The sequence below is a fragment of the Paenibacillus sp. J31P190 genome (assembly GCF_059692075.1).
Map to the genome: position 1 here is coordinate 1 of NZ_JCAUAS010000035.1, position 18,900 is coordinate 18,900.

Genomic DNA, 18,900 nt, shown 5'->3' on the forward strand with positions numbered 1-18,900 from the left:
TGACTCACTTTGCCTTATTTACAGCATGCGCGTATGGCGGAATTGGCAGACGCACTAGACTTAGGATCTAGCGGGTGACCGTGGGGGTTCAAGTCCCTCTACGCGCATCAATCATCCCCAAGTCGTACTATACGGCTTGGGGATCCCTATGCGGAAGTGGCTCAGCGGTAGAGCATCGCCTTGCCAAGGCGAGGGTCGCGGGTTCGATCCCCGTCTTCCGCTCCATTTAATAAGCGCCCTTAGCTCAGCTGGATAGAGTATTTGACTACGAATCAAAAGGTCGGGAGTTCGAATCTCTCAGGGCGCGCCATTTTTTTTAGAAATACATAATACTTTCGGGACGTAGCTCAGCTTGGTAGAGCACCTGCTTTGGGAGCAGGGGGTCGCATGTTCAAATCGTGTCGTCCCGATCATAGTAAAGCATAATCTAGCAGTGAATCCACTGCTAGATTATGCTTTTTTTGTATTCCTATAATTCAACGATAACGTTTAATTTCATTGTTGAAGGTTAATGGCATTAAGGAAGCGAAGCAGTCATTAACCTTTTCCCAGTTGTACGTTAAACTGAGAAAGAGGTTATTTTTACCTATAAAATAGAGGAAAATGTCATATCATGTCGAATGAAATATGAACAGTTTATTGGTCTAAGGGGAGAGTTTGATGAAAGTAAGTCATTCAAAATGGATTGCGGCTTTGATCGTTACAATCATATTATTGGTAACATTACCTCATCTTGATAAAGCTTCTGCTGCGGTTTTGCCTGGTGGCTCAGATGCTTCAGTCGCTTCTATTGATGTCACCGTGAAAAATACTGAGTCACAACCAATTAGCTCAGCTAAGGTTGTTGTTACCTCAGAGAGCTTACCGTTTCCATTACGAATTCAGTTAGACGGAGTCGGTCATGGTAAACTAGAAAATTTACCAGTTGCAAATTATAGCATCTATATCTCAGCTCCTGGATATTTCAATGATACATATATCGGCGGTCAAGTGAGTGGTAACTATTCGCATAATGTGACGTTGGAACATAGAGGCGGTTATACCGCTTTTGAGAGTTTTAACTTTAAAGATAATCTTGAATACTCTTCATTAACGGAAATTCAAGGAAGGGTAACATGGAATACGTATGGAACGGTTCCCGCCAATAGCCAAATAGATATAAAATTTTTAGACAGCTATAATTCGGTAGTTGGTAACGTGTATTCAAATATTACTGCGACGCTTAATCAATTTACTTTGCCAACGGCAATACCCATTCCAGCGGGAGCGACAAGAATAGGCTTGGAGTTGAAGTCAGAATCATCTGTCTTGGCTCAAGTGACAAGTCCAATATGGAAATCGTCCCTGTATTCGCCTGGTCAATTACTCTTCAAAGATACCAATCCAACCGGTGGAGTTATTGATGGAGTGCTGAATTGGACTGGTTCTACGAATGAATCTCAAGTTACAGGGTACCGTGTATACTATCGTACAAAGAATGCATTAAATGTATACCATCATTTGGGTATCGTCGGAAAAAGGGCAGATAAAGCTTATCAGTTTACTCTGCCAACGCTGCCATTAGATGTCGTAGAAATCGGGGTAGTAGTAACTAACAGCAATGGAGAAGAACCTGGAAGTTGGCCCATTGTATTCATGTATGATAATCGTTTATCGGATCCCTTAACATCTGTCTCTATAACATCGAATTTACCTGTGCCGAGTAATTTCGAAGGGCAACTGTATTACCCGCAAGCGGGGAGAATAGCTGGTTGGCTAAGATGGGAAGTTTCCTCAGATCGTAATATTCTCCTTCAACTAGCTGGTCAAACGATTTATTTTACCGATGCAAATGGAACAAAATTACAGTTGATCGGCTCTGCCTTGAAACCTCCTATCATAGATAACCATATGAATTACAACGGTTTAAATATTAACGAGCCTATCATAATCCCGAATGGCGCAACGCAGATTGCGATATACTCTGTGCTAGAAAGTGGCAAAGAGAATGACATACCTGCCTATTATCCGCTTCCCCCAACGATTCAATTCACAGATTGGGACGAGCACTCTCGTAGTATCCGTGGACATATCACATGGAATCAGGACAACTATGAGTCAAACATTAAGGCATACTATGCTTATTTTACAGGGTATAATGTGAGTTCTGTTGAAATAGGTCATGTAACTAAAGGGGCACCATGGAGGCTATCTATTCCGACGTCTATCATGATTCCGCAAGGAGCAAATTTTATATCCATCTATACCATGGACTATAATAATCACTTGTCACTTTATGGCTCACCGGTCTATATTCAAGACAATTATTCTTCTTATAGCGTACAATATGCGCTTAAGCAAAAATACTTCACTGGAATTACAGCAATCGACATCAAGCAGATTCTATTAACTCTCAACAACCCGTCCAACCCTTTCTCCCAAATTAGTAAAGAGGACACACAGGTCTTATTATCACTCATTAAGCCGATTATGTCAGCTAACTAGAACTTTATAACTATTTAAGGTCAGTCTATTTCATTAGAAATAGGCTGGCCTTTTCCTTTTGTTTCGGGATATACGCAAGTAATCTGACAGCAATCGAGATAATAATCCAAGAAATTAACAAAAAGTGAGTAATTATATAAACAAATGAGTAAAAAAATATTAAAATAATGGAAATTTTTATTTATAATAGAGGAGAATCTCCTTATTAAGAAGAAGTAGTACTAATTAAATAGTTGGGGAAGTTTATTTGAGAAGAATAAGAGGTACATCTATGCAGAATTCATTGTTTTTTAAAAATGTGATAAATTCTGATTCCATCTTCGAATCGATCGGACAATTGAGTGATATCGCCAAGAAAACAATTGGCTGCGAACATATCTCTCTTTTTCTTATAGACGAGAAACATCAGAGCACCCCAGCATCTTATTCGGTTAATATTAGTACGGCAGTCATGGACCAGTTACAGCAAATAGTGCTGCAAACACAGTTTTTTTTCCGAAATCCCGATGGTATACGTTTATCTGTACATAAGGCAGAAAGTCATTTGAAAAATTATCTAATTATGAGTAAATACGAGTGCATATACGGTTTTCATATAAAGCATGGTCCTTCTTACGGGGCTTTATTATTCTCATTTCCTACAGATATTCAACTTACGGAGGATCAATTGCATCTATGCAACCTCATTAAGCTGCATATGGAACAATTGATTAAAAAGATTCAATTCCGGAGACAAGTACTGAAACAGAAAGCCTACGAGAATCTTTTTAATACGTTGAGGGTTAAAGATAGCTTCACGGTTGATCATTGTTACAATGTCGCTTTCTACTCTACTTTGCTTGGAGCGAAAGCGGGGGTAAGCGAGGCCGAACTGGAACGATTGAAGTTAGGGGCTCTTTTGCATGACATTGGTAAAATAGCAATTCCTGATCATATTCTGATGAAACCTGGGCGGTTATCAGATGAAGAATTTAACGTTATTCGCCAGCATCCTATAATTGGCTATGAGCTGCTAAAGGATTTGCCGGATGTTGAGCATCTTCTGCCTATTGTAAAATGGCATCATGAACGGATGGATGGGAGAGGATATCCAGACAATCTGCAGGGTGAAGAGATTCCCTTGCTTGTCCGCATTGTAAGTATTGCAGATGCATTTGATGCGATGACTTCTACGAGAGTATACCGAGATTCGCTGCACGTGCATGAAGTCAGGGAGCAACTTCTTATTCACGCAGGCAAGCAGTTTGATGAGAAATTGGTGCGAATTTTCTTAAGTATCATCGATGAGCAGATGCAGATGAATGGATAATAACTTATCAACATGCAATTATTTTAGGAATGAAAGCTGGGATAGATTAATGAAATGTCGCATTCTTATCGTCGATGACGAACCCCATAATTTAAATATACTGCGTATATTTTTAAATTCGTTACACTATGAAATCATCACGGTTGAGGATGGCAAAGAGGCTTTCTCTATGGTCAAAGAGACAGCACCTGATCTTATTTTACTTGATGTGATGATGCCTGAAGTGAGTGGATTTGAAATATGCAAACAATTAATAGCCGAAAGCGATTTTGATATTCCGATTATTTTCTTATCTGCAAATGCGCAGAAGGAAGACATTTTACAAGGACTACGCTTAGGAGCCATTGATTATTTGACCAAGCCTTTCGATCTGGATGTGCTGGAACGAAAGGTTGAAATTGCCCTCCACCAAAAAGCGAAGGTTAAAAACTTGAAGAAAGACAATAAACAATTAGCCAAATTGGTGTATGTAGATGCGCTAACTGGTTTATATAATCGAGCATACTTGGATATTACCATTCGGATGATCAAAGAGGGAACCAAGAAGTTTCAAGCCGCTATGATGGTCGATATGGACTATTTTAAGGACATTAATGATAACTATGGTCATTTGGTTGGAGATCAAGTATTGAGAGAAGTAGCAACCATCATATCGTCGAAAATCTCTTGCGAGCATGATCTAGCCTTTCGGTATGGCGGGGACGAGTACTTGGTCTTACTCCAAAATGAAGCGAACTGTGTAGAGATTGCAGACAGCATTATTAAGGCTGTCGATGGTTTAAAGGTTAGCCTAGCACCGCATAAATCACAGGAATTTTCAGTGAGCATCGGGTTGACGAATAATTTCGACCCTACCTCGTTCGATCAAATCATTATGCAAGCTGATTCTGCACTTCTTGGGGCCAAGAATAATGGAAGACATCAAATAAAGATTCGATAATAAAAGGGGAATGGGTGGGGCATGGTCATGGAATTAAAAAGTTTTCAAAAGTTATTTCAAATGACGAAGGTCATTAATTCTCAGTTTGAAATGTCTGAAATCCTGCAGGTCTTCGTTGACGCGATAGCAGGAGAGATTACGCAAGCAGATCTTGTTGGTTTTTTCCTGAAACAGCCGGATGGTACTTTTCAAGGATATAAAGGCAATAAATTGCCTGTGGATATAACGGAGCTGCTTATTGATCCTAAGGAAGATGAGTTTGTTAGGGATATTTTACGCAACCAAGCTAGCGACTATATCTCGGATACGAGTATCGATCTGAGATTGGATCAATCCAAAAGACAATTGTTAAAAATTAAATCGATCCTCGGGATTCCCGTCATAGTAGAAAATGACGTGTTTGGGCTTGTCTTCGTCCACGATTTCGGAAAACCGATGAATATTACCCAAGAGCAGATGGAAGTTACAGAAGCTTTTGTTAACATGGCCAGTGTAGCGATTCGCAACATTCGCATGTTCGAGCAACGGCAGCTTCTGATGGAGAAGCAGCAGCTTCTTCTTGACGCGACGAAAGCTTTATCGGAGTCATTGTCGGTCAAAGATGTGTTGAACACTTTTTTCCATTACATGCGTAAAGCCAGTGGATCTAAGGATATCGGTATTCATCTATATAATGAAAAAGAGCATACGATTGAACCTTACCAATTGTCATCTGAGAATGTAACGGTTGACGAATGGAAGGTTAAGCACAGAGAAGTCAAGTTAACGATTGAGAATGACCGCCTTTTGTATGAAGTCATTACTCAGAAGAAATCAGCGGCAATTGAGGATGTGTACGCAGATCCGCGGCCTAATCATAAAGCATTCGTCTCTTTTGATATTCGAAGTATTATGGTATTCCCGCTCGTGGCCAAAGGTTCCGTTTACGGTGTCGTGGCGATTCCCTCTATCGGGAAGCCAAGGAAGTATGAAGCGAGCATATTGGAATTCTGCCAATCGATTTCTGATGCTACAGCTACAGCACTTTCGAATGCTCAGCATACGGAGACATTGGATCATTCCGTCAATGAGCGTTCTATAGAGCTGCAGCATGCTAACTTCAAGCTAGAGGGGCTAGTACGTGAACTAGAGCATCTGAATGAGTTGAAAAGCGATTTCATCGCGACACTTTCGCATGAGCTGCGTACGCCGATAACAGCGGTTAAAGGATCTGTAGACATTCTTAGCAAAGGGATTCTCGGGGGTCTCAACGATTCGCAGAAGGATTTACTAGATATAGCGTCCAAGTCGATCGAGCGTTTGCTGGATCAAGTGAATGAATTGCTGGATTTCGCTAAAATGGAAAACGGTAAATTTGAATTGGTATATACCGAAGCTGATTTCAAAGAAATCATTAAGGAATCTGTTACTATTGTACAGTCACTGATCAATAAGAAGAAACTGATTCTTGTTGTTGAATCAGATGCAGAAACGGATACGATTGTAAGCGTAGATAAACAACGCATTCTGCAGATTCTATTGAATTTACTCTCCAATGCGATTAAATTTACGCCTCCTATGGGTGTGATTACCATTAAAACGATATTCGAAGAAACGGTACTTACGGTTGAAGTGCATGATAGCGGTATCGGTATCCCATATGAGAAGCAGAAAAACATTTTCACGAAATTCTATCAAGCCAATAATCAAATTAATGGGACAGGCCTAGGTCTTGCGATTTCAAAACAACTTATCGAGCTGCATGGCGGTCGAATTTGGTTCGAGAGCACCGAAGGTCAAGGTTCGGTATTCAAATTTACTTTACCTAAAGGAAGGGAGTAACCAATATGCGGGCGATTGAAGTAGGATTGAGATTTTTAGTGCAGCAAGGTGTGCGATATGTATTCGGTATTCCAGCAGGCTCAATCAATGCGATCTATGACGCCCTTTTGGACATTTCTGAGCTTAAGCCGATTGTAGCTAAGCATGAGAACAGCTCAGGTTACATGGCAGGTGCTTATACGAGAATTACTGGTCTCCCATCGATTTGCGTGGCATCTAGCGGACCAGGAGCGACGAACCTCGTGACTCCGGCTGCGAATGCTTGGAAGCAGAAGCTTCCTGTTATATTCATCACAGGCTCAGTGCCATCTGGTAAAATGGGCAAGGGGGGTGCGCAAGAGCTGTATGCGGAGCCGATCTTTGCATCGATTACGAAGATGAGCCGAACGGTTCTAGACCCTAATCAACTGCCAGAGATTCTGGCAGAGGCCTATCACACAGCGATTAGCGGCGTGCCAGGTCCTGTGCATTTGGCAATTCCTATTGATATTCAAATGACGGATATTGGCGATAGAGAGCTTCCGGTGTTACCTCCAGTTCAACAACCAACGATGGACTTGGCAGCAGCTCAGGCAGCTGCTAAGCGGATTAAAGCAGCAGGTCTACGTGGAGCGATTCTGCTGGGCAATGGCGCTAAAGCATCCTCTGACAGTATCGTACAGCTGGCTGAAACACTTGAGTGGAGAGTAGCAACAACGCCACGCGGTAAAGGGGCCTTTCCCGAAAATCATCCGCTTTCCTTAGGAATATATGGCTTATCAGCGAATATCAAAGCGAGTGAGTACTTGAACGGTAACGATCATGAGGTACTGCTGATCATCGGTTCAAGCTTAGGCGAGCTAGCCACAAGCAACTGGGAATCGCGATTGGTTGCGGGTAGAGAGCTCATTCACATCGATTACGATCAAAGTGAGTTAGGAAAGTGCTACGAAACCCAGTATCCTGTACATGGTGAAATCAAGCTTGTCATTGCGGAATTATTAGATCAACTTTCGGCCGATGGACAAGATAGATCATATGCAAATGAGGCATTTCAAGGGCTAAGGGAAGCAGCAGCAGCTTCCGAACAAGGCGAAGAGAAATGGAATACGTTGTCGGCGATCCGTCGTCTCAGTGCAACAGCACCGAAGAATGCTCGGTTCTTCCTAGATATCGGTGAATTCATGACCTATTCGATCCAAAACTTATTGATTGAGAGCGGACAAGAATTCGATATTGATATCAATTTCGGAGGCATGGGCTCTGGAATCGGGGGTTCATTAGGAGCACAATTAGCAGAACCGACTCGACCAACAATTTGTATTACAGGCGATGGCTGTTTCTTCATGCATGGTCTCGAAGTGCTAACTGCTAAGGAATACAATCTTCCGATTCTTTTTGTTGTCATTAACAATGCCCGACTTGGGATGGTTTATCATGGTCACATGCTGCAGTACAAAAGATGTCTGGAAGACTTCTCGCAAGAGAGAGTTAGTATAGCAGGTGTTGCCCAATCGCTTGGCTTGCGTCATGCCGAGGTTAGATCTTTGGATCAACTGCAGGGAGAGCATGTGCAAGAGTGGCTTTCTCATGGAGGGCCTGTGGTTGTTGAAGTTATTGTGGATGGCAACGAAATTCCGCCAATGGGTGAAAGGGTTAAGTTCTTGCAAGGGGCAACGTATTAATTGGCATAAATGGACGTAGGAAAAAAAAGCTTTTGGATGTATGTAGCCAAAAGCTTTTTTTTGCATCTAGTTCAGCGAAGAACTGTATTCTTGGCCAAGTAAATGATATGGTGGAGAAGAGTAAGAACAATAAGGAAGGGGCACTTCATTCATGTTGAAACGAACAATAGGTCGTTTGAATTACGAAAGCTCAGTCGTTATGTTTGGTGCAGCAAGTCTCGGAAATGTGACGCAAGAGGAAGCGGATGCATCCATCTCTTTTGCCTTGCAGCATGGGGTTAACCATTTTGATACCGCAGCTAGTTATGGGGATGCCGAAGTACGTATGGGTCCTATAATCAGTCAAATTCGCAAGGATATTTTCCTAGCTACGAAAACAGGGCAAAGAACGAAGAAGGAAGCGAAAGAAGAAATTTATCGCTCTCTGGAACGGATGCGGGTTGATTCTGTAGATTTACTTCAACTGCATGCGGTAGGCTCTATGGAGGAGTTAGACCGGTGCACAGAAAAAGGTGGAGCTTTGGAAGCAGCCCTAGAAGCGCAAGCTGAAGGTATTGTTAAGGAGATTGGCATAACTGGACATGGGCATGATGCTCCGAGTGTACATTTGGAAGCGTTACAGCGTTTTCCTTTCGCAACTGTTCTCCTGCCGCTCAATTATTATATGTATAGCTTGCCGGAGTATCGGGAAGCTTTCGATGCACTCATGGAAGAAGCCAATAAGCAAAATGCAGCTGTCAGGGTCATCAAAGCGATTGCTAAGGCTCCATGGGTAGAAGGGGAGAAGCGCCCTTATGCGACATGGTATGAACCTTTTGACCAGCAGCAGATGATAGATGCTTGTGTGCATTTTGTGTTATCTTTCCCTGGTGTGTGCGGATTCGCAAGCGCAGGAGACATTCATTTGTTTCCTAAAATCGTCGATGCCGTGGAGCGATATGGCTCCATGAATGATGAGGAAGCGGAGCGTATCCTGGGCAGCATCAGCGGATACACCAGTATTTTCGGAGCGCCGACCTCAATCGCTTAAAAATAATATATTTTAAATAGGGGCCCTTCAGTTGTTTTTATATGCTGGGGGCTTTATTCGTCGTTTAAATTGGTAAGAGTTCCTTTTCCTCGTGCGTCGCTAACTGCAGGAATCCTGCGAATATATATAAGCGTACGTAAGGAGGAAGGTAAGATGTTTAAAGCATTATGGAAGAAAAAAAGGTTTTGGCAAATTTTCAGCGTTGTTGTACTGATGAGTAGTGTGATTGTATTCGTGGCTTGTTATTCCTACATTCGTGGACTCGATGTATCGAAGTTGAGCCAGCCACTGCCAGAGTCAACACTTGTGCTGGATAAGAACGGTAAACCAGCTTCACAGTTATCTGCTTCAAAAATTGAGCCTGTCCAGTTCTCACAATTGCCGAAGGCATTGACAGATGCAGTTGTGTCTGTAGAAGATAGAAGATTCTATGAGCATACGGGTATTGATATGAGATCCATCTTCCGTGCAGTCGCTCGTGATGTGCTGCGAGGCAGCTATTCGGAAGGAGCCAGTACAATCACACAACAGCTGGCTCGTAATCTGTTTCTCAATGCGGACAAAACACTTGGCCGAAAGCTGAGAGAAGCTGCTTATGCGATTAAAATAGATACAACCTACAGTAAAAATGAAATTCTGGAGATGTACTTAAACAGCATCTATTTCGGGGAAGGGAGCTGGGGGGTACAGGGAGCAGCTAGAACGTATTTCAACAAAAATGTGAAGGATCTAACCTTGCCTGAGGCAGCCGTTCTTGCCGCCCTTCCTAAGGCTCCTAGTCGGTACTCACCGTTTAATGATGAAGGTCAGGCACTCGAGCGAAGGAATACTGTGCTTGTATTGATGCGTGATGAAGGTAAAATCACCGCGCAGGACTACGAGAAAGCCAAATCTTCACCGCTAGGTGTCGTTAAGTCTGATAAAGGCAACGAGTTGAAGGGACGCTATCCGGCTTACGTTGACGCGGTCATTAATGAAGCTGTTCATGAATATGGGTTTACAGAAGAACAGCTGTTGACGGGTGGCTTGCGAATCACGACGGAGCTAGATCCCTCGGTGCAGAACGCAGTTGCTGATGTTTTTAAAGACGAGAGTCTATTTCCAGAAAGCAAGCCAGATCAGCTCATTCAAAGCGGCGCTGCAATTGTAGATCAGCGAACCGGTGGAATTCGCGCCTTAGCTGGAGGACGAGGAGAAGGAGTCTTCCGTGGGTTTAGCCGTGCCACGCAGTTAAAGAGACAGCCAGGGTCATCTTTTAAGCCGATTGTTGTCTATGGACCCGCGTTAGAGAAAGGCTATAAGCCATTTTCCCTCTTATATGATGGTCCATTAAACATCGAAGGCTACCAGCCACAAGATTGGGATCACCAAACGAGAGGACAGGTGACGATGCAAGAGGCTGTTGTTTCTTCTTGGAACGTGCCAGCCGTGTGGCTGCTTCACGAGATAGGGATTGATCGCGGACTCCAATTTGCAAAGTCCCTGGGCATTACTTTACCAGCTCAGGATCGTCAGCTTGGCATCGCACTTGGCGGGCTCTCTGAAGGGGTGTCGCCGCTTCAGATGGCGCAAGCATTCAGCGCCTTCGCCGCCAAGGGGGTTCTGCATCAAGCGCATACCATTACGAAGATCGAGACGAGCAGCGGTCATTTGCTCGTTGGGGCAAATCCGAAGGGGACTCCCGTGATGCAGCCGGAAACAGCGTATGCGATGACTACGATGCTGCAAGTGGCTGTTGCGCAGGGAACAGGCAAGAACGCAGCTATGAATCGCCCTGTTGCAGGTAAATCTGGCACAACGCAGCTGCCGCAGACGAAGGAATTCGAAGGCTTAGGCAGCGGAAGCGCTAAAGATGCATGGTTCGTTGGTTACACACCGGAGCTAACGGCTGCGGTGTGGGTCGGTTATGACCGTACGGATAAAGAGCACTACTTAACGACATCCGGCGGAGCTGTTCCTGCTGTTTTATTTCGCGAGATGATGAGTAGGGCCTTGGCCCAAACACCTATTGTTCCTTTTGATATGCCGATTGTGGGGGCAGGGGCTCAAACTGGTAAGGATTCGAACTCATCGTCCTCATCTGGAGACTCAGACCAGGACAATAAGGAAGATAAAAAAGAAAGTCAGCACGGACATGGCAAGGGGAAGAAAAAATAGATAGGCAGCAAAAAGCCGTCGACATTCCTTAATGGATATCGGCGGCTTTTATTGTGATGATGGGCCAGTTCTATGAGTTAGTCATCATTGTGGCTGCTGTGATTCTGCTTTTCACTCTTTTTGTGATCATCTTTTTTTCCTGAATGTTCATTATTACCGTGTGCTTTAGATTTAACTTTGTCGTCTTTGTCTTTATTCTTGTCTTTATCCTCATCTTCGTCATCATCTTTTTGCGCGTTCTCAACTTCGTGGGAATCCTGCTGCTTTAGCGTATTGGGCGCTTGTTCTTGTTCCCATTTTGTTTTCATATGGATATTTAGTTTACTTGCATCCAAGTTATAGTGCTCGGCAAGCAGCTGTGTTATTGCCTGCTCGGCATTTGAAGATTTGAGGTCAACGGAAGCAAGCAGCATTTTGATCCATGCAGCGGCTTGGTCCCCTTTGAGATGAATCGTACCGCTATTTTCAGGCTTCATATTCAGATCATACAAGATGCTATTCGCATCCTTGGTTTGTGTAATATGGAGTTTGAAATGCTTGCCATCCACCTTCAGGTCGATGTCCTCCAAGTTAGGATAAACCTCATTGTTCTGTTTGGAAGGGGGTTGTGTGCTGGATACAGGTTCATTTGGCACAGTTGCTGCAGGTTGCCCGCTCGTTGCTGACGGTGCTGGTGTCGATGTTGGCTCAGGGCTCGCTGGTGTCACAGGAACGGCTTCAGTCACGGGTGCCGTTGCACCCGTTGAGGTCGCTTTCACATAGGCAGCCTGCTGCTTGCTATTGACGATTAATTCGATCTGATCCCCAGGCTTTAAATCAGCCAGTTGGGCTTTTTGATCATTTCGGTAAACCCATACGGATTTGGCTAATGGAATTGTTTGATCACCGGTATTAGTGTTTATAGTGACAGCATCCGAAGCGATGGATTTAAAAGTCCCCAGTACGGAAGTCGAAATCGATGTGTTAGGTGAAGTTGCCGCATAGGCCGTCCACCCACAAAGCATCAAAACGACTAGTGTAATAGATAATATCGTGATTGTTAATCTTTTGCGCATAAGAAGCACCTCCACTAACAGCTTTCGATCCGAAAGATTGTTTTAGGACGGTACCCCGCATCGTCGAAAAGCCAAACATAGAGCTGAGGGAGCCTAAACCATGCATAAGATGGACGAAATCAGGCAATGGTAAAATCAACTAAACCGCAGGGGAGGTTGTCAACATACTCAATAAATTGCTGCTTTGGTCAGGATTTGTGCTGCCCTGGTTATCTTTATTTTTGATGAAGAAGAAAAGTATTTATAGGTATGTGCCTGTCTGTATTTTCTCGGCTCTTTTGGTTACGATCGTGTATGAGATTGGCTATACATATAAGTTGTGGATATTAAAAGATGCCATCGTTCCATGGGGCTATGTGACAAATACAGCCTTTGCCTATGGGATTTTTCTTGTCGGAACGATGTGGGTTTTTCACTTTACATTTGGGCGGTTTTGGTTATATGTCGTTGCTAATCTGTTGTTAGATGCCTTTTATGCCTTTGTGTTTCATCGGATTGAGGAAAAGCTAGGCATAGCGGATCTTATCAGTGTGAAGCACTATCACATCTTACTCATCATGGTAGGGCTTTCATTTATCCTGTATCCGTATCAGCTATGGCAAGAGAGGGGCTGGAAAAGTATGCATCTCGGCGACCACGATGATATCACGGTCAGGATCAGTACCCCGACTTGGTTAACGAAAAGAGAAAAAGCTAAATAAGTAAGCCGCCTCATCCTAGGATGGGCGGCTTCTTTTAATCGGTGTCATTTTGCAGACGCTGCATGAATTCCTCAGCAGCACGGTACCCTTGCTGACGCAAATACCAGTTGTTGGCTGCGGCTTCAACGAGTCCGGCAACATCTCGTCCAGGCTGCAGTTGGATTTCGATATGGGGAATTTTAATATCCATATACTCGGTGAAACAGGGTTCAAGCTCCAAATCGTTGTTGAGCGCGTGCTCCTGCCACTTCGTAAGCTCAATATCGAGTACGATTCGTGTTTCGTCTTGGAAAGCTTTGCGGCCGTAAAGCCGCGAGACGTTAATCAGTCCGATGCTGCGCAGTGCCAAGAATTCCTTCGTCTTCCCATTATGGGTACCGAGCAGGGTCTCGGGGCTAATCTTCTTCAGTACGACAATATCATCGGCAACGAGGCGATGTCCTCTGCGAATTAAGGTGTGGGCGGTTTCACTCTTGCCAACCCCAGACTTCCCGCGAAGCAGAATGCCAATCCCCGAGACATTGACGCAAACACCGTGAATGGCAATTTCCTGTGCGAGCGATTTGCTCAAATACAAATCAACTAAGTCCTGAAACTTACTCGTGGAGGAAGCCGTACGGAGGAGCGGGATTTTCTCTTCTTCGCAATATTTGGTTAAATATTTCAAGCCTTCTTGGTTTCTCGTCACGACGAAACAAGGCGGGTGATATTTGACAATATTACCGATATGAAGATTTCTTTCGTTCTCGCTGAGACTGTGCAAATAGGTAATTTCTTTCCTGCCTAACAGCTGAACGTGCGCTTGCGGGAAGTATTCAAAATAGCCGACAAATTCAAGGCCAGGGCGATGTGCCTTTGTTTTGGTAATCGGACGGTGCAGTTCCGAATGTCCGGCAAGTACTTCGAGCGAGAAGCGCTGGGCCAAATCTTTCACTGTGACGGGCTTCACAACAGTCCTCCTTAAAGTTTTACTTTTACTATTCTAATTGATATTGACAATCTATCTCTAGTAGATTCGCTTGAGGGTGGCTACTATCCTGCTATGAAAGCGCTTGAATAGATAATAGTCAGCTTTTCGTTGCAATTGAATGCTTTGTTGTTATGATAATAGAAGAAGAACTTAGGAGGAGTAAAAACACATGGACACCTATAAAAATTGTCAAAGCTGCGGGATGCCGCTCGCTCGTGATGAGCAAGGCGGAGGAACAGAGAAGTCTGGCATGAAGAGCAAGGTATACTGCAGTCATTGCTACCAAAATGGTGAATTCACTTTGCCTGATTTAACCGTAGAGCAGATGAAGGATCGGGTGAAGCAGAAGCTGGTTGAGTTTGGCTTTCCGCGGTTTCTTACAGGCCTTTTTACTCGAAATATTCCTAAGCTAAAAAGATGGTCCCCAAACAAATAAATGAGTTTGACTGCCATGACGACAAAAAAGGCTCTATGCAAAGGATTGCATAGAGCGAATGCCAACAGGGACTTTCGTATGTTATGTAAAAGAAAGCAGCTTATCTGTTGAAGCCGCATTTTTTAGCAAGTGTTGGCCATGTTGAAAGAAACATGCTTTCCCACCTGTCTTCAGGTAATACCATGATCCATTTTGCGATTTGGTCCAAGCCCATTTCACATAATGTGTGAACAACTTCTTCTTTTTCACAACCGGTTTTTAATGCTAACATCTCAAAACCACCTCAGTCGAATGTATTCAAACAATTATGTATATGCAGCCGTGTGCAAAAGTGTGACTGTTTTTTTGAATGTGAATGCTGGGTTGCAGATTGGGTTGGCGAAGAAGCGGATAAATGGTCATTAGCGGTGTTTAGAAGAGAAGAGGCTGAGCAGTTGTTTGCTGCGCAGCCTCTTTGTTTTGCAGATGACAGGTTTGGGTGAGCAGGTTAGGGCTTAAGGTATTCATTTTAATTGATTTCGAATGAGAGGATCAAGAGTTTGCAGTACTTGATCAAGCTCTAAATCAGATACATCGTCATCTCTATAACGTGCTTGGTTATAAGCTGATGTAATGGCATGAATGGCTTGGCTGGACAGCTGATATTGGTTGGATAGCTCCCGTTCTGTTTCATTTGGGGTATGGGCTTTATTGTAAGTATAGCCTTCCTCAGCAGCTTGCTGGATCAAAACACGATAAAGGAAACGGATGCGCTCCCGATTGTTCGGCAAATGTGACCATTTTGGTTCATTTGCTTTCCCCTTCGACCAACTCTTCATCGTTTGCTGCCACCACATGCGCGGTAGTTCTTTCCAAGCTAGAAGATTCTCTTTTTCATCCGTGAAACCTTCAGTTCCTTCGCCTTTCTTGCTTCTATATGAACGGTTCATCAAGCGTCGGATAAGCGAGACCAGAGCAGGTGTCAGCTTGGCAATGATGATATAGATGGCGCAAAGGATAAGAGCGATAACTATGAGATAGCCGAAAATGACCTGGGCATAGTGAAGCAGCATGTCAAACCAGCTTGGTTCCCTAGCGGGAGCAGAAGGTGGAAGCTGCAATGGTTGTGTTGAAGAGCTTGGCTCTAGCGGCTGATCAGACGACGGTTCGGACAACAAAAGACGCAGCAGCCAAGCGATCGAAGCACGAAGTAGAGAGCTGATTCCTTGCTGCAATTGCTGAAAGTAGGCAACAGCTGCGATAAAAGCAATTAATGTAATTAGCCAAATGCGGCTTGAACGCTTCACTGACTCAGATAGTGACGATGCTGCAGCGCGTTCATTGCCTGCTAACGTGGCGCTAAGGAGCTGAGAGCGATTCGCAGCTAAGAAAAAAATGACCAGCGAACAGAACCCGAATCCATTCATCCAACCTATATACGGATGGAAAAGATCCAACCGTGCCATAATGGGGACTCCTACGAAATAAACCAATCCTGCGGTAACAAATATACTCGCAGGGAAGAGCGAGAGCCATCCATCCTTGGTGCAGCGAATTCCGCGATAAGCAAGTAATAACCCAATGGCTGCGCAGGTCCAGCCATGCCAGTTGTTGCCTTGCAGGAGGTAGGCTATCGTTAAACCTGCTCCCGCACAGAGCATTAACTCGTAGAGAGTGCGAGTTAGCCATTTTATACGTCCAAAAAAGCAGCCAAACACATAACAGAGCAAGAACTGTAAGCAAGTTATCCAGAGTAAGGTCTCAGACACATAGACCTGGATAAGAACTATAATCGGAAAGAAAATAATGAGTTCGAGTAAACCGTACAAGATAGCTAGATAGAATTCTCTCACAAGAAAATTAGCTCGTTGAGAAGGCATTTGAATAGGCGTTAACATTGGAAACACCTACCTCCTCTCCGTTCAGCTCAAGAAGGCCATGCTGCAACGGGATGATAAAAACAGAATGTCCTAGCGATTCAAGTCGCGCAATACTTTCTTCGATCCCCTTAGACACGAAGGAAGTCAGCAGGATGATGTCCATCGCGTTCCCTTCTTGCTCGATTCCATGATCCAGGAAGTCTTCGAAGGAGCGAGAGCAGGAGATGGTAAGCTTGGCCATCGTTTCAAAAAGGTGTTCCAAATGTGGCCAACCACCTTCGGGGGCGAGGTACACGGGAACTCCAGGTTGACCCTGCAGAGAGCCGTTGTAGCCAAAACCAACTGGAATACCTTGACTCGTGGCATATTCAGCAAGTGTAGCTGCGTACGAGAGTGCTTTCTCAATAAGATCGGGATCGGTCACAGCATCCCACATCGTTTCCGTTATTTGCGTATTTACGGCTAGGAGCAGCCTAGGGTCAGCAGTGAAATCTCGATTATATACTTGGAGTTTCTGGCTGCGTGCAGTCGCCTTCCAGTGGATGCTGTTCATTGTATCCCCAAAACGATATTCCCGTGCGCCGGAAACGAGGAACGGATCCGGCATGATCCAGCGTTTGACGGTGATCTCGCCTTGCCATCGGCTGGAGAGGAGTGGGATCTCATCTCTGCTTACCAAGCGAGGGTAAACAAGGAGCTCCAACTGCATGCGGTGGATCGAAGAAGCAGCTTGCACCCCCACCAAATCACCCATTGAAGCGGCTGCCGTTTCGAGCTTATACCAACCTCGCTTCACACAGTGTACCCCGTGGCGTCGGACTATTCTTGTATAAGGCATAAGACTAAACAGACTGCGATGATTCTGGAAAAGAGCTCCGCTGCTCACTGCGAGATTGCTCATCTTCGCGAAATGAAGCCCCGCGTGAATAGTTGATTCCAAGCGAAGCCAAGGAATTGGAGCCAGCTTGCGATTGACGATCGTTTCGATCATGACAATGTCGTCTCCGGCATGGCAATGCGTCGTACTGAAGGCTCGCTCAATGCGAAGCCCGCGAAACCCCCAGCGGGCAAACAGCTGATGCTGGAGGAGGAACAGAGCGACAGTGATGATGAGAATCCAGCTAATGCTCATCGGCTACCCCAGCTTTACTTCCGTAGGAACGGGGGTAGCTGCAAGGATACTGACCAGCAGCGCATGCACCTGCTGGTCTTGTTGGCGCGATCGCGTGCGCAGCAAGATGCGATGCGCCCAGACGGGCCCTACCAGCGCCTTGATGTCGTCCGGCAGTACGTAGTCGCGGCTGCGAAGCGCCGCGTACACCTGCGCCGACTTCATCAAGGCGCGAACGCCGCGCGGGCTGACGCCAAGCGCGGCATCCGCATGCGTGCGCGTCGCTTCCGCGAGCTGCACGATGTACTGCAGCAGCTCGTCGCTGACGCGCACCTGTGTGAACAAGTGCTGAGCTTCGAGCAGCTCAGCACGGCCCACAACTGGCAGCAGCTGATCGAGTGGATCATGCTGCTGGTAGCGCTTCAAGATCTGGACCTGCTCGGCTGCGGACGGATAGCCCAGCGAGAGCTTCATCAGGAAGCGGTCGAGCTGAGCTTCCGGGAGGGGGAATGTCCCCTGATTCTCGACAGGGTTCTGCGTGGCAATGACGAGGAACGGAGCTTCGAGCATACGCGTTTCACCGTCGATGCTCACTTGGCGTTCCTCCATGCTTTCCAGCAAGCTGGACTGCGTGCGCGGGGTCGCGCGGTTAATCTCATCGGCAAGCACGATGTGAGCGAATAACGGACCTGGGCGGAATTCGAATTCGCCCAGCTTCTGGTTGAAGAAATTGATGCCGCTTACATCCGACGGCAGCAAGTCGGGCGTGAACTGGATGCGCTTCATTGTGCCGTCGAGGGAACGGGCCAACGCTTTGGCTAGCTGCGTTTTCCCTGTACCGGGAACATCCTCAAGCAGCACATGCCCAGAAGCAATGAGGGCAATGACCATAAGCTCGACGGTATTGTCCTTGCCAACAATGACTTTACCTACGTTTGCTTGAATAAGTGTAGAGATTCGTCCTATTTGTGCGAAATCCAATGGGTTTTCCTCCTTGTTTGTGTGAGCAGTTTTATTGTAATTGCTGTCTTGTAAGCAGTTTTACTACAATTCCTGTCCAATGAGGGAACGTCGATTCGTTATTTCTTTCGTTTAGCTGTTTTCAGGGGCTTAAGCGGAACCTCGTTCCGCTATTCCTTGAAAATCGCCGAGAATTCCTCGATTTTGACAAAATAACGCATCGTAGTTCCCTTTGGGGAATGGAAACGAGCATTTTGCAAGAAATAGCGTACTCAGGTTCCCTTCATCATTGCGATGACCCAGTTCAGCGGCGGCTGAGTGGAGTTTGACCGCGAAGACCCAGTCCGGCAACGGCTGAGTGGAGTTTGATCGCGAAGTCCCAGTCCAGCGGCGGCTGAGTGAA

15 protein-coding genes and 4 tRNA genes are annotated in these 18,900 nt (G+C 45.2%); 13 read left to right on the forward strand and 6 right to left on the reverse strand.

Annotated features, from left to right (window positions below; translation table 11 throughout):
• Positions 1–27: 27 nt before the first annotated feature.
• The 11 genes from AC58U0_RS33735 (at position 28) to AC58U0_RS33785 (ending at position 11,405) form a co-directional block, all read left to right on the forward strand.
• Positions 28–107 (forward strand) — tRNA-Leu (locus AC58U0_RS33735).
• A 43-nt stretch (positions 108–150) separates the two neighbouring features.
• A tRNA-Gly gene (locus AC58U0_RS33740) sits at positions 151–225 on the forward strand.
• A gap of 8 nt (positions 226–233) precedes the next feature.
• Positions 234–310, forward strand: a tRNA-Arg gene (locus AC58U0_RS33745).
• 26 nt (positions 311–336) lie between these two features.
• A tRNA-Pro gene (locus AC58U0_RS33750) sits at positions 337–410 on the forward strand.
• Between the two features lie 250 nt (positions 411–660).
• Entirely contained in the window at positions 661–2,484 is a 1,824-nt protein-coding gene (locus tag AC58U0_RS33755; RefSeq protein ID WP_497383092.1) for a carboxypeptidase-like regulatory domain-containing protein, read from the forward strand.
• A 271-nt stretch (positions 2,485–2,755) separates the two neighbouring features.
• Positions 2,756–3,793 (forward strand): HD-GYP domain-containing protein, encoded by a 1,038-nt coding sequence (locus AC58U0_RS33760; protein ID WP_497383093.1) that lies wholly within the window; start codon positions 2,756–2,758, stop codon positions 3,791–3,793.
• Positions 3,794–3,842: 49 nt separating this feature from the next.
• Complete coding sequence (locus tag AC58U0_RS33765; protein ID WP_497383094.1) at positions 3,843–4,733, forward strand: GGDEF domain-containing response regulator; 891 nt, start codon at positions 3,843–3,845, stop codon at positions 4,731–4,733.
• Between the two features lie 27 nt (positions 4,734–4,760).
• Positions 4,761–6,554, forward strand: coding sequence for a GAF domain-containing sensor histidine kinase (locus tag AC58U0_RS33770; RefSeq protein WP_497383095.1), 1,794 nt, complete (start codon positions 4,761–4,763; stop codon positions 6,552–6,554).
• A 5-nt stretch (positions 6,555–6,559) separates the two neighbouring features.
• Positions 6,560–8,218, forward strand: coding sequence for a thiamine pyrophosphate-binding protein (locus tag AC58U0_RS33775; protein WP_497383096.1), 1,659 nt, complete (start codon positions 6,560–6,562; stop codon positions 8,216–8,218).
• Positions 8,219–8,369: 151 nt separating this feature from the next.
• Complete coding sequence (locus tag AC58U0_RS33780) at positions 8,370–9,248, forward strand: aldo/keto reductase (RefSeq protein WP_497383097.1); 879 nt, start codon at positions 8,370–8,372, stop codon at positions 9,246–9,248.
• 153 nt (positions 9,249–9,401) lie between these two features.
• Positions 9,402–11,405, forward strand: a complete 2,004-nt coding sequence (locus AC58U0_RS33785; RefSeq protein WP_497383098.1) for a transglycosylase domain-containing protein — start codon at positions 9,402–9,404, stop codon at positions 11,403–11,405.
• A 77-nt stretch (positions 11,406–11,482) separates the two neighbouring features.
• Here AC58U0_RS33785 and AC58U0_RS33790 read toward each other — a convergent pair whose 3' ends face one another.
• Positions 11,483–12,460: a hypothetical protein gene (locus AC58U0_RS33790; protein ID WP_497383099.1), complete on the reverse strand. Its 978-nt coding sequence runs from the start codon at positions 12,458–12,460 to the stop codon at positions 11,483–11,485.
• Between the two features lie 221 nt (positions 12,461–12,681).
• On the opposite strand from AC58U0_RS33790, the gene AC58U0_RS33795 reads away from it, so the two are divergent.
• Positions 12,682–13,161 carry a hypothetical protein gene (locus AC58U0_RS33795; RefSeq protein WP_497383100.1) on the forward strand — a complete coding sequence of 160 codons (480 nt, stop codon included), beginning with the start codon at positions 12,682–12,684 and terminating at the stop codon, positions 13,159–13,161.
• A gap of 34 nt (positions 13,162–13,195) precedes the next feature.
• Here the strand turns inward: AC58U0_RS33795 and hprK are convergent, their stop codons facing one another.
• A complete protein-coding gene (gene hprK / locus AC58U0_RS33800) occupies positions 13,196–14,110 on the reverse strand; it encodes an HPr(Ser) kinase/phosphatase (protein WP_497383102.1) in 915 nt (304 codons plus the stop codon).
• A 190-nt stretch (positions 14,111–14,300) separates the two neighbouring features.
• On the opposite strand from hprK, the gene AC58U0_RS33805 reads away from it, so the two are divergent.
• Positions 14,301–14,567, forward strand: coding sequence for a zinc ribbon domain-containing protein (locus tag AC58U0_RS33805; RefSeq protein ID WP_497383104.1), 267 nt, complete (start codon positions 14,301–14,303; stop codon positions 14,565–14,567).
• Positions 14,568–14,667: 100 nt separating this feature from the next.
• Here AC58U0_RS33805 and AC58U0_RS33810 read toward each other — a convergent pair whose 3' ends face one another.
• The 4 genes from AC58U0_RS33810 to AC58U0_RS33825 form a co-directional block, all read right to left on the reverse strand.
• Positions 14,668–14,838: a hypothetical protein gene (locus tag AC58U0_RS33810; protein ID WP_156389969.1), complete on the reverse strand. Its 171-nt coding sequence runs from the start codon at positions 14,836–14,838 to the stop codon at positions 14,668–14,670.
• A 232-nt stretch (positions 14,839–15,070) separates the two neighbouring features.
• Complete coding sequence (locus AC58U0_RS33815) at positions 15,071–16,444, reverse strand: DUF4129 domain-containing protein (protein WP_497383105.1); 1,374 nt, start codon at positions 16,442–16,444, stop codon at positions 15,071–15,073.
• Positions 16,407–17,558 carry a DUF58 domain-containing protein gene (locus AC58U0_RS33820; protein WP_497383106.1) on the reverse strand — a complete coding sequence of 384 codons (1,152 nt, stop codon included), beginning with the start codon at positions 17,556–17,558 and terminating at the stop codon, positions 16,407–16,409. The genes AC58U0_RS33815 and AC58U0_RS33820 overlap by 38 nt, the downstream gene beginning before the upstream one ends.
• 3 nt (positions 17,559–17,561) lie before the next feature.
• On the reverse strand, positions 17,562–18,518 hold the full coding sequence (locus AC58U0_RS33825) for an AAA family ATPase (protein WP_497383107.1): 957 nt from the start codon (positions 18,516–18,518) through the stop codon (positions 17,562–17,564).
• Positions 18,519–18,900 lie beyond the last annotated feature (382 nt).